The 13290-nt window shown below is 36.0% G+C and carries 12 protein-coding genes and 1 tRNA gene; 9 read left to right on the top strand and 4 right to left on the bottom strand.

What is annotated here, in order from left to right; all coding sequences use genetic code 11:
• Positions 1–11: 11 nt before the first annotated feature.
• Both NOV28_RS07920 and NOV28_RS07915 read right to left on the bottom strand, forming a co-directional pair.
• The gene (locus tag NOV28_RS07920; RefSeq protein ID WP_255929488.1) at positions 12–1238 is read right to left on the bottom strand and encodes a 3'-5' exonuclease; all 1227 of its coding nucleotides are present in this window, start codon (positions 1236–1238) and stop codon (positions 12–14) included.
• Between the two features lie 35 nt (positions 1239–1273).
• Positions 1274–2800: a helicase HerA-like domain-containing protein gene (locus tag NOV28_RS07915; protein ID WP_255929486.1), complete on the bottom strand. Its 1527-nt coding sequence runs from the start codon at positions 2798–2800 to the stop codon at positions 1274–1276.
• Positions 2801–3377: 577 nt separating this feature from the next.
• Between NOV28_RS07915 and NOV28_RS07910 the strand changes: the two genes are divergently transcribed.
• From NOV28_RS07910 to NOV28_RS07885, 6 genes are all read left to right on the top strand, one after another.
• Positions 3378–5402 (top strand): TonB-dependent receptor domain-containing protein, encoded by a 2025-nt coding sequence (locus NOV28_RS07910; RefSeq protein WP_255929484.1) that lies wholly within the window; start codon positions 3378–3380, stop codon positions 5400–5402.
• Between the two features lie 92 nt (positions 5403–5494).
• Positions 5495–5938 carry a hypothetical protein gene (locus tag NOV28_RS07905; protein WP_255929482.1) on the top strand — a complete coding sequence of 148 codons (444 nt, stop codon included), beginning with the start codon at positions 5495–5497 and terminating at the stop codon, positions 5936–5938.
• 6 nt (positions 5939–5944) lie between these two features.
• Positions 5945–6745, top strand: a complete 801-nt coding sequence (locus tag NOV28_RS07900) for a sulfite exporter TauE/SafE family protein (protein WP_255929480.1) — start codon at positions 5945–5947, stop codon at positions 6743–6745.
• 76 nt (positions 6746–6821) lie between these two features.
• Entirely contained in the window at positions 6822–8228 is a 1407-nt protein-coding gene (locus tag NOV28_RS07895) for an MBL fold metallo-hydrolase (protein ID WP_255929478.1), read from the top strand.
• A gap of 40 nt (positions 8229–8268) precedes the next feature.
• Positions 8269–8580 (top strand): rhodanese-like domain-containing protein, encoded by a 312-nt coding sequence (locus NOV28_RS07890; RefSeq protein WP_255929476.1) that lies wholly within the window; start codon positions 8269–8271, stop codon positions 8578–8580.
• A 30-nt stretch (positions 8581–8610) separates the two neighbouring features.
• On the top strand, positions 8611–8922 hold the full coding sequence (locus NOV28_RS07885; protein WP_255929474.1) for a thioredoxin family protein: 312 nt from the start codon (positions 8611–8613) through the stop codon (positions 8920–8922).
• On the opposite strand, the gene NOV28_RS07880 is transcribed toward NOV28_RS07885, so the two are convergent.
• Positions 8919–9677 (bottom strand): amidohydrolase, encoded by a 759-nt coding sequence (locus tag NOV28_RS07880; RefSeq protein ID WP_255929472.1) that lies wholly within the window; start codon positions 9675–9677, stop codon positions 8919–8921. The genes NOV28_RS07885 and NOV28_RS07880 overlap by 4 nt on opposite strands.
• 123 nt (positions 9678–9800) lie before the next feature.
• Between NOV28_RS07880 and NOV28_RS07875 the strand changes: the two genes are divergently transcribed.
• The 3 genes from NOV28_RS07875 to NOV28_RS07865 all read left to right on the top strand — a co-directional run bounded on the left by NOV28_RS07875 (position 9801) and on the right by NOV28_RS07865 (position 11846).
• On the top strand, positions 9801–10244 hold the full coding sequence (locus tag NOV28_RS07875) for a DUF6646 family protein (RefSeq protein WP_255929470.1): 444 nt from the start codon (positions 9801–9803) through the stop codon (positions 10242–10244).
• A 113-nt stretch (positions 10245–10357) separates the two neighbouring features.
• Positions 10358–11695 (top strand): RIP metalloprotease RseP, encoded by a 1338-nt coding sequence (gene rseP / locus NOV28_RS07870; protein ID WP_255929468.1) that lies wholly within the window; start codon positions 10358–10360, stop codon positions 11693–11695.
• A 77-nt stretch (positions 11696–11772) separates the two neighbouring features.
• Positions 11773–11846: transfer RNA gene (locus NOV28_RS07865), tRNA-Asn, on the top strand.
• A gap of 142 nt (positions 11847–11988) precedes the next feature.
• On the opposite strand, the gene pepT is transcribed toward NOV28_RS07865, so the two are convergent.
• Positions 11989–13248: a peptidase T gene (gene pepT, locus NOV28_RS07860; protein WP_255929466.1), complete on the bottom strand. Its 1260-nt coding sequence runs from the start codon at positions 13246–13248 to the stop codon at positions 11989–11991.
• Positions 13249–13290: the final 42 nt, after the last annotated feature.

The raw sequence follows: 13290 nt of genomic DNA, 5'->3' as shown, positions 1-13290 counted from the left end.
TCTGCACTATTTTATTTTGAAGGAATGGGAATTATTTCGAAATCCTCTTTTAGAATTGCCAATTGCAGGTCGTTTTTTAAATAGTTGCTGGTTGATTCTACAGGAATTTTCAACGCATCAATTTTTTTCAAGGTGCTGATTTGTGTATGCAGCTCATAGAATCCGTAAGCTTTTAAATGACCTTTTTCAAAAATCAGGAATGATTTTTCGCCCAAAGTTCTTCCGGCGGAAATCCACATTTCGGTTCTGTTTTTCAAGCTTATTTTTTGTTCTAAAACCGCGGGATCTGCGTATTGGTCTTGCTTTTTTAGGAAGCTTACCGCTTTCAAACCTTGTGTAAATGATTTGAATTTAAGCAAAGGTTTTGCCTCTTTTTGCAAAGAAATTTTCTCTACAAAATATTTGTTGTTTTTATGAAAAAGTCCAAACGGAAGTGTTTCTCTTTTTTGTAAACCTTTGGTTTTCGTCATCAGTTTGGCGAGAATATCATTTCCAGTTAAATCGTAATGAATTTGTTCAACTTCTTCCTGAATTTTCATCAATTTTTTTGATTTGGAATGAAAAAGAACTTTAGCAAACTTGCTAAGATCGTCGGTGAAATCGAAGAAAATGATTTTCCCATCTGCATTTTGAAAATAAATAATTCCTCTTTCTGAAGGTAAATCTTGGGTGAGATTTCTTACTTTATTTAAATAGGTTTTAGCATTCGATTCTTCATGATGTTGTTGAATAATTTCGGAATCTTTATCTTTGATTATCAGTAATTTAAACAAGTCTAAAGTTGCTTTCGCATCACCTGAAGCTCTGTGCTGATCGACCAATGGAATTCCTAATGATTTCACCAGTTTTCCCAATGAATAACTTTGCGCTTCTGGAATGAGTTTTTTAGCTAATGGAATTGTGTCTAAAGTATTGATTTTAAAGGTGTAACCGAGTCGTTTGAACTCTTGGCGAAGCATTCGATAATCGAAATCGATATTATGACCAACCAAAGTGGTGTTTTCGGTGATTTCTACCACTCTTTTGGCGATTTCATGAAATTTTGGAGCAGTTTTCACCATTTTTGGTGAAATTTTGGTGAGTTTTTGCACAAACGGAGTAATCTCGCTTTCGGGATTTACCAAAGAGATGAATTGATCTACGATTTCGTGCCCATCATATTTATAAATTGCAATTTCAATGATGCTTTCTTTTCGGAATGCGGCTCCGTTACTTTCTATATCGATTACTGAATACATTTTTCTTTACTGCTTCTGATTTGCTTTTGGGCAAATTATCTTTTTCTACCTCCTAAACCCAACATTCCCAATACAAATTTCGCTCCTTCTCTTGCTAAAGTGGTTGTGAAAGTTCTTCCTGCTCGAGATTTCATTACGCTTTCGAAAACGCCAGGTTCTTCTTTTACTGGTCGTGATTTTAAAGTAGGTTCTGCATTTTGAACTGCCTGTTCCATGCGGCTTGCGAGCATTTCGTAGGCAGAATCTTTGTTCACGGTTTGTTCGTATTTGGCCACCAAAGCGGAACGCGAAGTGAGATCGGAAACTTCTGCGTCATTCAAGACATCCATTCTTGATTCTGGTGAAATTAAATAAGTATGAACCAAAGGTGTTGGAATTCCTTTTTCATCCAAAGCGGTAATAAATGCTTCACCAATTCCTAAATTTTGGATCAATTCATCGGCTTTGTAATATTCTGTAATTGGATAATTTTCAACAGCTTTGGAGATCTCTTTGCGGTCTTTTGCGGTGAATCCTCTTAAAGCATGTTGTATTTTTAAACCTAATTGTGAAAGCACATTTTCCGGGACATCACCAGGAATTTGAGTGATAAAATAAATCCCAACTCCTTTGGAACGGATCAATTTTACCATAGTTTCAATTTGAGCCAGCAAAGTTTTAGACGCTTCATTGAAAATTAAATGCGCTTCATCAATAAACAAAACCAATTTTGGTTTGCCGGAATCGCCTTCTTCAGGGAAATTCATATAAATTTCAGCAAAAAGAGACAACATAAATGTCGAAAACAATTGCGGCTTACTTTGGATATTACCAACGCGAAGAATATTCACTACACCTTTTCCGTCTCTTTGTTGCAAAAGATCCTCAACATCAAAGCTCGGTTCACCGAAAAACTGCGCTGCACCTTGCTGTTCCAAAGCGACGATGGACCGCAGAATTGCACCTAAAGAAGCAGGAGCTATTGATCCGTAATTATTGGATAAATCGGCCTTTCCTTGCGGATTATCAGTAACATATTGCAATACTTTTTTCAAATCGTCTAAATCGATAAGCGGCAAACCTTTGTCGTCGCAATATTTGAATACGATTGAAATAATACTTTGTTGAGTATCATTAAGTTCAAGAATTTTCGAAAGTAAAAGTGGGCCGAATTCGCTAACTGTAGCTCTTAATTTCACCCCTTTTTCGCCTGAAATTGTCATCAATTCGACAGGAAAAGCCTGTGGTTGATAGGGCAATTGGGTTTTGGCGTAGCGTTCAGTAATGATTGAGTTTTCAGAACCAGGTTCTGCAATTCCAGAGAAATCCCCTTTGATGTCTAACACCAAAGAAGGAACTCCCGCATGCGAAAGCTGCTCTGCAAAAACTTGCAATGTTTTGGTTTTTCCCGTTCCTGTCGCACCTGCGATAAGGCCATGTCTGTTGATGGTTTTTAAAGGTATTTTCACCTCCACTTCGGTTACCACATCACCGTCGAGCATTCCTTTTCCTAAAGTAATCGATTCTCCTTTTGTCGTATATCTCGTAGAAAGCTCCTGAATGAATTTCGCTTTATCTGCCATTTTTATATGTGTTTGAAAGCATAAAGATAAAAAATATTGTTTATTATATTTTGATTGAGTAAAATAATTCCTTTTTAAAGGATGACGAATGTCATTTTAATAAAGACGATAAAAGGCGTAATTTTGTAAGGTCAATGCGATTCCTTTATTCTTTAATATTATCCTTTATAGTTTTTACTGCGAGTTTTCAACATTCGTTGATGATATTTGATTATCAGATCAATAAAAATTTTTACGAAATTCATTGTATTAATAAATCAAAACCGGAGTTGGAATGTCATGGGAAATGTCAAATAAAAAAGGAGTCCGAAAAAACAGCCAGTCTTGTTAATTTGGTTAAATATTCATTTGAATTTAATATTTTGCCATTAAAAGAGGTGTCTTTTAGTGTATATCCGATTGAAAAATCCGATTTTCAAAAAGTGAATTTTTTATTCCTTACCTCAATATTTCCATTAGGTTTCTATTCGGTTGATCCTCATCCACCACAAATTTGATTTTTGTTTTTCTCAAAATTACTTTGTCTTTTTTTAAGATAAAGCAACTATTCCTTTTTCAAAAATCAAATTTTAAACGCATGAAAAATTTAAAAACAATTATTTTTAAGCAGGAAAAATATGCTTTTGCAGCACTATGCCTGTTGATTTCGAACCTCCTTTTTTCTCAGGAAAAAACAGATTCTCTTTATCAAAATATAGAAGTGGTAAGGATTACGAAACTTTTACCAAAAAATAAAGAAAAAATAGAAACCCAGAATTCCGATTTGCTAAGCCACGATGCCGGAAAATTTCTTCAACAGATCCCGGAGATTTCAGGGATTAAAAAAGCTGGGAATTATGCAACTGATCCTGTTTTACGGGGATTCAAATATGAACAACTGAACATCGTTATTGATGGAGCTTCAAACGCTATAAATGCTTGTCCGAGCAGAATGGATCCTGCTGTGAGTCAGGTGAATATGAATATGGTGAAAGAGGTTGAAGTTTACAAAGGACCTTATCATTTTCGACACGGGAATGCTTTAGGAGGTACGATAAATTTTATAACAATTCCTCCAATTTTTTCTGATAAAACGGAAGTGAACGGAAGAATTTCTCTTGGCTACGAAAGCAATGGGAATATTCTTAGAAACGAAGGATTTGCCGAACTTTCATCAAAAAGAATTGTGTGGGATGTTTTTGGTTCTTACCAAAAAGGCGATCGCTATAAGGACGGAAATGGTAATGAAGTACGGTCCTCATTTCTAAGATATAACGTTGGAACAAAAGCCAATTTTAAGTGGAATGAGAATAACACGACGGATATTCAAATCAATTCAAATCAGGGACGAGATGTAGAATTTGCTGCACTGAAAATGGATTTGCTTTTTGATAAAACCTGGATGTTCCAGTTAGGGCATTTGGCGGAGTTTAAGAATTCTCTGCTGAAGCATATTCATTTCAATTCCTATATGTCAGTTGTAGAGCATTCGATGGGAACTCCGGATTTATCAATGGTTTCCGACGTTAGAACCAGAACTTATGGAGCTAGGGCTGAAACAAAATTCGCTAAGAACAAAAATGTATTTTTCACAGGCCTCGATTTTAAACACGAAGAAGCAGTAAATCTAAGTTCAAAAATGTCGATGGGAATGCCGATGATGGCGGATGGAACTTCATGGCAGGATTCACATATCAATCAATTTGGTTGGTTTAATGAATATCAGTATTTCTTTAGAAATTCAAAATTCACAGCATCTTTGAGGTTGGATTATAATGAAGCCAATTCAGAAAACCCTTCTCAACTATTTACAAATCTTTATGGAAAAATGAATACTGAAGATTTTAATCACAGTTTGAGTTTGGGCTACAGTTACGGCATTACCAAAAATTCTCAACTTGCAGTATGGATGGGAAGAGCACAGCGAAGCGCAAGTTTAACCGAACGTTTTATCAACCGATTTCCTGTGGGCTCAAATGATTATCAGTATGTAGGAAATCCGAATTTAAAACCCGAGACCAATAACCAAGCAGATCTGATTTTTACCTTCAAAAAAGAGAAAGTTTATTTCCAGATTGATGGATTTTACTCACTGATGCAGGATTATATTACCGGTGTTGTTCGGCCGGATATAAAGCCAAACTCAATGATGGTTCCTGGAACTCGGCAGTTTCAGAATATCGAAAGAGCGTTAAGGGCAGGTTTTGAAGCCAATTTCAACTGGAAATTTTTACCAAAATACAGAACGGAAATAGCTGTTGCTTATACCTATGGTGAAGATCTTGAAACTAAAAATCCACTGGCCGAAATCGCACCACTAGATTTCCGATGGAGAATGGAAGCTGATTTTTCTCCTGTGGTTTTAGGCTTTCAGTACCGTTTTGTAGGAAATCAGGAGCGCATCAATCCGGAGTTTGGGGAATTAATGACCAAAGATTTTTCTATTTTAGATTTTAATGCAAAATATAATGTATTTAACAATGCGTTTCTAAGTTTTGAAGTGATGAATATTTTTAATCGATCATATTCAGAGCATTTAACTCGAACCCTTTCAAGCAATAATAATGAGAGGATTTTGGAGCGTGGTAGAAGTTTTAATTGCGCATTTACTTATCGGTTTTAATAAGTAGTAATTGGTGTTTCTTCTTTAATGTTTGATGAAACACCAAACTGCGCTTTTTTTAGTAAATTTGTTTTCTATCAATTTTTAAAGTGATGAAAAGAAAAGACATTCTGCAACAAATTATAAAAATGCAGACAGAAACGATAGAAAATCTGAAACGCTCTGTTGAAGATTACCGAACAGCAGCGGATTTGGATGAAGAAAGCACTCATGATCCGGAAGATTTCTCCCACCAAAATGAAGCAAAAGATATGCAATTGCGTTTTGAAAAAAGCATGAATTCGGCTATTCAAAATCTTCAATTTTTAGAAGAAGAAATAGAAAAAACTCATGATGAGGTTGAAAACGGATCGCTCATTGAAACAGATAAAAATTATTTGTTTATAGGAGTTTCGACGCCTGTTTTCCAAATTGATGGTAAAGAAGTGGTTTCCTTTTCGGATGATGCTCCCGTTTTCGAAAATATCAAAGGAAAAAACATTGGTGACCAAGTTGTAATTGGCGATCAGAAACTTACGATACTATCCATTAGCTAATTATTTATGGAAATTATCGGATATCTTTCTGCAATTATCATCGGTTTGGTAATGGGGCTTATCGGCGGTGGCGGAAGCATACTGAGTGTTCCGATTTTTGTGTACGTTTTTGGCTTTGATGCGATTACAGCTACAGCACTTTCGCTTTTTGTAGTAGGAGTTACAAGTTTAGTAGGTTCAGCAGGATTTATCAAACAAGGACAAGTCGATTTCAAAACAGCATTTACATTTGGTATTCCATCGATTTTGGGAGTTTTATTTTCCCGAAGACTCGTTTTGCCTCATTTGCCTCATTATATTATTCACCGTTGGGGAATTACTCTTACGAAAGAGATGTTTTTGTTGCTCCTTTTTGCCATTTTAATGCTTATTGCATCGTTTAAAATGATCAGGAAAACTGAACGATTAAGGCTCAGAAAAGATGACGAAACCAATTATACCATTCTTATTTCACAAGGACTTTTAGTAGGAATTGTCACTGGGTTAATTGGAGCGGGAGGCGGTTTTTTAATTGTTCCGGCTTTGGTAATGCTTTTGGGAATTAATATGAAAAAAGCAGTTGCCACCTCTCTTTTTATCATTTCAATGAATTCAATACTCGGATTCCTAAGCACCATGTCGATGGTGAAACACGACTGGACTTTCCTCCTTACTTTCACCGCTTTATCCGTCATCGGAATTTTTATTGGTCTTGGAATTGCAAAGAGAATGGATGGGAAAAAATTAAAACCCATTTTTGGTTGGACGGTTTTAGCAATGGGAATTTTCATCATCATCAAAGAAATATTTTTAAAACAGCAATTTTGATGATAGATTAATCCATTCACAAAAAAAATGTTTTAAGAAAATTATTGCAGAAATTTGAACTTTATATTAATTAATAATGAAAATCGAACAAATATACACAGGCTGTTTAGCACAAGGAGCTTATTACATCGTTTCTGGAAAAGAAGCGGCAATTATTGATCCTCTGCGCGAAACAAAGCCTTATATCGAAAGACTTGAAAAGGATCATGTAAAATTGAAATATATTTTTGAAACTCATTTTCATGCAGATTTTGTCTCCGGACACTTAGATCTTTCTAAAAAAACAGGCGCTCCAATTGTTTATGGCCCAACTGCGGAACCCGATTTTGAAGCGATTATTGCGGAAGATAACCAGGTTTTCGAAATAGGAAATATCAAAATTAAAGTTCTTCACACGCCCGGTCACACGATGGAAAGTTCTACCTTTTTATTGATTGACGAAAACGGCAAAGAAACAACAATTTTCTCAGGTGATACCTTGTTTTTAGGAGATGTTGGAAGACCAGATTTGGCCCAGAAATCCGCGCACATGACTCAAGAAGAGCTTGCTGGTTTGTTATATGAAAGTTTGCAAACGAAGATCATGCCGCTTTCCGATGATATTACGGTTTATCCCGCTCACGGAGCAGGCTCAGCTTGTGGGAAAAATATGCAAAAAGAAACGGTTGATACTTTGGGAAATCAGAAAAAAACAAATTATGCTTTGAACCAGCCGAACAAAGAGTCTTTTGTAAAAGAGGTTCTGGATGGACTTTCTGCTCCACCTAAATATTTCGGTATGAATGTAGCGCTCAATAAAACGGGCTATGAAACTTTTGAAAATGTATTATATAAATCCAATAAACCAATTCCCGCAGAAGATTTTGAAGCGGTTGCTGAAGATTCCGGTGCTTTGGTTTTAGATACCAGAAATGCTGTGGATTTTCACCAAGGTTTTGTTCCGAATTCAATTAATATTGGATTAAAAGGAGATTTTGCACCGTGGGTTGGAGCGATGATTGTAGATGTTCATCAACCAATTTTACTTGTTACAGAACCCGGAACAGAAGAAGAGGTAATTACAAGACTATCCAGAGTTGGTTTTGACCATGTTTTGGGATATTTGGAAGGCGGTTTCGATGCTTGGAAAAATTCCGGAAAAGAAATTGATGCCATTCACCGAATTTCTGCCGATGAATTTGCAACAAAATTTTCAGAAGATTCCAAAGTTATTGATGTAAGAAAAGAAACCGAGTACGAAGCAGAACATGTGGAAGATGCTTACCGTAGACCTTTAGCTGATATTAATGAATGGGCAAATACATTGAACAATGACGAGCATTTTTTCATTCATTGTGCAGGTGGTTACCGTAGTATGATTGCTGCAAGTATTTTAAATTCGAGAGGAATTAGAAATTTCACCGAAATTGAAGGTGGTTTTAATAAAATAAAAGAAACCGCAGTTCCGAAAAGTAATTTTGTTTGTCAAAGCAAAACTTTGTAAGCAAAAACAGACCTTTTTAGCAACATAAAAAACAGTAGAAATGTTTGATTTTATCAAGAAATTATTCGGTAAAAACAAGGTTGATTATAAAGCTCTCATAGAAAATGGTGCGCAAATTATTGATGTGAGAACTCCCGCAGAATTCAGCAACGGAAGTATTCGAAATTCTAGAAATATTCCGTTGCAAGAATTGGCTGCTGAAATGAAAAAACTCGATCTCAAGAAGCCTATTGTCACTTGTTGCGCAAGCGGTATGAGAAGTGCGTCGGCAAAAATCATTTTCGAGCAAAACGGTTTCGAAGCGTACAACGGTGGAAACTGGAAAGCGCTTGAAAATAAATTGAATAAATAATTTCGTTTAACGGTTTTAATTTTAAAAAAAATGTCTCAGAAATTTCAGGAACTTATCAATTCCGAAAGACCGGTTTTAATTGATTTTTTTGCTACTTGGTGCGGACCGTGCAAAGTGCAATCTTCAGTTCTCAATACCGTAAAGGAAAATGTGGGAGAATTGGCCAGAATTGTGAAAATCGATGTAGATCAATTTCCGGCAATTGCTGCGCAATACGGCGTTCGCGGGGTTCCTACTTTGGCGGTTTTCCAAAATGGAAATCTCCTTTGGAAAGAAAGCGGAGTTCATGATGTGAATACGCTCACGAATTTGTTGCAAAATGTTGCAAACCAAAGTAATTAAAATACTTCAAAAGAATCGCGATCGTTCAAAAACCGAAATTTTTCTCTGAATTTCAAGAGTTTTTCTGCGTCAAATTCTGCAGATACAATATTGTTTTCCGTGGTTGAAACCAAACTTCCGTCTGCTGCGTAACAATAAGAGCTTTCCGGATAATGTAAATCATTTCCATCGGTTCCTATTCTGTTTAAACCAAAAACATAAGATAAATTCTCGATTGCTCGGGCTTTCAAAAGGCTTTTCCATGCTTCGATTCTTGGTTCCGGCCAATTGGCAACATATAAAATTGCATCATAATCATCATTATTTCTCGCAAAAACAGGAAATCGAAGGTCGTAACAAACCTGCAACAAAATTCGCCAACCTTTGTAGTTTACAATTACTTTTTCTTTCCCTGGCGAATAGGTTTTGTCTTCCCCCGAAAATGAAAATAAGTGTCGTTTGTCATATTGATGGTAGTTTCCGTTAGGTTCTACGAAATAAAAACGATTGTAAAATTTGCCATTTTCATAAACCGCAGCGCTTCCACAAACTGCTGTATTGGTAGTTTGTGCAAAGTTTTTCATCCAATTTAGGGTTTCTTCATTTCGATCGGCGGTTTCTTCAGCATTCATATAAAAACCGGTAGAAAACATTTCCGGAAGTAAAAAAACATCTGAAGATTCATTGGAAAGTAAGTTGCTGATTTTATGAAAATTACTTGCTTTATCTTTCCATGTAATATCTAAATTTAAACCTGAAACCTTTAAATTTTCCATTATAAATTATTGTAAAATGTGATTAAATATACAAAAAAAACGCTACGAAATTTAAAATTTGTATTTTTTGGTCTTATATTTGATAGCTTTCTTTCATACATTAAAACTATAAATTAATACATTATGAAAAAGTTATTATTAGTATGCTCAATGTTCTTTTTAGGACAAATGGCATTTGCGCAAGCTTGGAACGGTAAAGGAGATCAAAAACTTCAAGTTGGTTTCAACGGGTGGGGCTATGGTACCGGAATTACAGCAACCTACGATTATGGTTTAGGAAATATTGTATCATTAGGAGCGGGAGCTAACTTCTTCTTTGATCACAATAATGATAAATACGCAGATGATGATTTCGGGGTATTCGGGAGAGTGAATTTTCACCTTCAAGAGCCATTAAGCCTTCCTGAACAATGGGACATTTATCCAGGTGTTGATTTAGGACTTTTGGGCAAAAGCGGAACTTATTTCGGTGCTCACCTTGGTGTAAGATATTTCTTCAACAACAATGTTGGTATCTACGGTGAATTTGGTAACAATGGTAGTTTAGGGGTATCATTCAATTTCTAAAAAACACTATCTTTCATATATAGGAGGTTCTCAAATTTTGGGAGCCTTTTTTGTTTGGCATGCTTTTGATAATTTGTATCTTCGCAAATCTTTAAAATTTTTAATTCAACTAAATGACACTAATACAATTATTTCAATTCATACTAAGTATTTCTATTTTGGTAATCCTTCATGAATTAGGGCATTTCATCCCAGCAAAACTCTTCAAAACAAAAGTTGAAAAATTCTATCTCTTCTTCGATCCATGGTTTTCTTTAGTAAAGAAAAAAATTGGCGGAACCGAATATGGTATTGGTTGGCTTCCCTTTGGTGGCTATGTGAAAATCGCCGGAATGGTAGATGAAAGCATGGATACCGAACAACTCAAAAAACCGGCTGAACCGTGGGAATTTAGAAGCAAACCGGCTTGGCAAAGACTCATCATAATGATGGGTGGAGTTACCGTAAACTTCTTTTTAGCTTGGTTGATCTATTCTTGTTTAACTTATTTCAAAGGAGAAACCTTCCACGATAATGCAAAATTTGAAAACGGAATTGCGGTTTCTGAAGCCGGAAAAAAAATGGGATTGCAAACCGGCGACAAAATCCTAAAAATTGATGGAAAACCAGCCGAAAGAATGGAAACTTCCACGATCAACATGCTTTTTGCAGATAATGCGACCGTTTTAAGAAACGGAAAAGAAGTAACTTTTCCAATTAATGAAAATGGTGTTGCCGCAGTTTTGTCTGAAAATGAAGCGAAAGCTTACTTCAGCCCGCGATATCCTGTGGTGATTGATAGTCTTTTTCCCAACGGAAACGCAAAATTGGCCGGATTGGTAAAAGGTGATAAAATTGTTGGAATTAATGGGAAACCAATTGGTTTTTTTGATGAATTCGGTGGTGAACTTTCAAAATACAAAAACCAAAATATCAATTTAACAGTTGAAAGAAATAATGCACGACAAGACATTAATACAAAAGTTGATGCAAACGGGAAACTGGGCTTTTCACAAGATTTAAATGTAGCTCAAACCGAATTCGATAAGTCGAAAGTAACCAAAGAATACAGCTTTTTGGCAGCAATTCCGAGAGGTTTGGAAAGAACAATCGACGTTTTGACGATGCAAATAAAGCAGTTTAAAATCGTTTTCAACAGTACAACTCAAGGTTACAAAAAAGTTTCCGGACCAATCGGGATTATCAAACAAATGCCAGAAACCATCAATTGGGAATTCTTTTGGAGCTTTACAGCAATGTTCTCAGTATGGTTGGCTTTCCTTAATTTAATTCCAATTCCAGGTTTAGATGGAGGACATGTGGTGTTTACCCTATGGGAAATGATCACCGGAAAGCCTGTTCCGCAGAAAGTTTTAGAAAATGCACAAATGATTGGTGTAATTTTCTTGTTAGGTTTAATGGTCTTAATCTTTGGAAACGACATAGTTAAGTGGATTACCGGAAAATTTTAGTAAAAATTTTACAAAAATATTTTGGAGAAATTAAAAAAGTTTTTATATTTGCACACGCTTAAAGCAAAGGAAAACACTCCTCTTTAGCTCAGTTGGTTAGAGCATCTGACTGTTAATCAGAGGGTCGCTGGTTCGAGCCCAGCAAGAGGAGCAAAGACTTACAGAAATGTAAGTCTTTTTTTTGTTTTAATACTTTGAGAATCTTAGTTTTAAAATTATTTTTTAATAGAGTTTTCCCAAAAATAAAGCCCCATCCGATGAAAGATGGGGCTTATTCATTGATGAGGTTTCCTCTATTTTTTCTTAATCGCTTTCGCAATGTTGATGATTACCTTCACCGCTTTTTCCATTGATTCTAGAGCCACATATTCATAAGGCCCGTGGAAATTGATTCCGCCCGCGAAAATGTTAGGACACGGAAGTCCCATGTATGAAAGTTGTGCGCCATCGGTTCCACCGCGAATTGCCTTGATTTTTGGTTCGATATTCGCGTCTTTCATCGCTTGTTCGGCAATATCCACGATGTGCATTTTGCCTTCAAATTGCTGCTTCATGTTTCGGTATTGCTCTTTGATTTCAACTTCAGCGGTTCCTTCACCGAATTTTTTGTTGAATTCAGCAACTTTTTCCTCCATGATTTTTTTTCTTGCCTCAAATTTTGTTTCATCGTGATCACGAATGATGTATTGCAATTTCGCTTCAGAAACGTCAGCTTTTACTTCCATTAAATGATAAAAACCTTCGAAACCTCTCGTAGTAGAAGGTGTTTCGTTTTCCGGAAGCATTTTGATGAATTCTGCAGCTAAAAGTGAAGCATTTACCATTTTCCCGAAAGCGTAACCAGGATGCACACTCAAACCGTGAATTTTCACCACCGCTCCGGCTGCGTTGAAGTTTTCGTATTCCAATTCTCCTACTTCGCCGCCATCCATTGTATAAGCCCATTCTGCACCAAATTTAGCAACATCAAATTTATGTGCGCCTCTTCCGATTTCTTCATCAGGCGTAAACCCTATGGCGATTTTTCCGTGTTTGATTTCAGGGTGAGCCAAAAGGTATTCTGCAGCAGTTACGATTTCAGCAATTCCAGCTTTGTCATCTGCGCCAAGAAGTGTGGTTCCATCGGTTGTAATCAATGTTTTTCCTATATAATCCTTTAAACTTTCAAATTTTGATGGTGAAAGTGTAAATCCGGTTTCTTTATTTAAAATTAAATCTTTTCCATCGTAATCGTCCCAAAATTGTGGGTTTACATTTTCTCCGCTAAAATCTGGCGAAGTATCATAGTGAGAAATAAAGCCAACTACAGGCTCGTCATCATTTTCTAAGTTGGAAGGTACGTAAGCGTAGATGTATCCGTTGTCATCCAAAGAAACATCGCTTAAACCTAAAGTTTTTAATTCCTCAAAAATATATTTTGCAATATCCCATTGTCTTTCGGTAGAAGGCGTAGTTTCGCTTTCTGCATCGCTGGTTGAGAAGATTTTTACGTAATTGATAAAACGGTTTTGAAGTTTGAGTTTCCACTCAAGATTGAATTCTATCGTATTCATTTCGATTAAATTAAATTTTAACAAAGGTAAGGATTTTGCAAC

This window comes from Kaistella montana (assembly GCF_024436175.1).
Taxonomy (GTDB): Bacteria; Bacteroidota; Bacteroidia; order Flavobacteriales; family Weeksellaceae; genus Kaistella; species Kaistella montana.
Note: the sequence above shows the minus strand (reverse complement) of the source record. Positions and strands in the feature narration are given on the sequence as shown.

Excerpts from the sequence above, each read along its gene's own strand:
- NOV28_RS07875 (WP_255929470.1), top strand. The coding sequence starts at position 9,801 with ATGAAAAAGTTATTATTAGTATGCTCAATGTTCTTTTTAGGACAAATG.
- NOV28_RS07880 (WP_255929472.1), bottom strand. The coding sequence starts at position 9,677 with ATGGAAAATTTAAAGGTTTCAGGTTTAAATTTAGATATTACATGGAAA.
- NOV28_RS07915 (WP_255929486.1), bottom strand. The coding sequence starts at position 2,800 with ATGGCAGATAAAGCGAAATTCATTCAGGAGCTTTCTACGAGATATACG.
- NOV28_RS07910 (WP_255929484.1), top strand. The coding sequence starts at position 3,378 with ATGAAAAATTTAAAAACAATTATTTTTAAGCAGGAAAAATATGCTTTT.
- NOV28_RS07900 (WP_255929480.1), top strand. The coding sequence starts at position 5,945 with ATGGAAATTATCGGATATCTTTCTGCAATTATCATCGGTTTGGTAATG.
- pepT (WP_255929466.1), bottom strand. The coding sequence starts at position 13,248 with ATGAATACGATAGAATTCAATCTTGAGTGGAAACTCAAACTTCAAAAC.
- NOV28_RS07890 (WP_255929476.1), top strand. The coding sequence starts at position 8,269 with ATGTTTGATTTTATCAAGAAATTATTCGGTAAAAACAAGGTTGATTAT.
- NOV28_RS07905 (WP_255929482.1), top strand. The coding sequence starts at position 5,495 with ATGAAAAGAAAAGACATTCTGCAACAAATTATAAAAATGCAGACAGAA.
- NOV28_RS07885 (WP_255929474.1), top strand. The coding sequence starts at position 8,611 with ATGTCTCAGAAATTTCAGGAACTTATCAATTCCGAAAGACCGGTTTTA.
- NOV28_RS07920 (WP_255929488.1), bottom strand. The coding sequence starts at position 1,238 with ATGTATTCAGTAATCGATATAGAAAGTAACGGAGCCGCATTCCGAAAA.
- rseP (WP_255929468.1), top strand. The coding sequence starts at position 10,358 with ATGACACTAATACAATTATTTCAATTCATACTAAGTATTTCTATTTTG.
- NOV28_RS07895 (WP_255929478.1), top strand. The coding sequence starts at position 6,822 with ATGAAAATCGAACAAATATACACAGGCTGTTTAGCACAAGGAGCTTAT.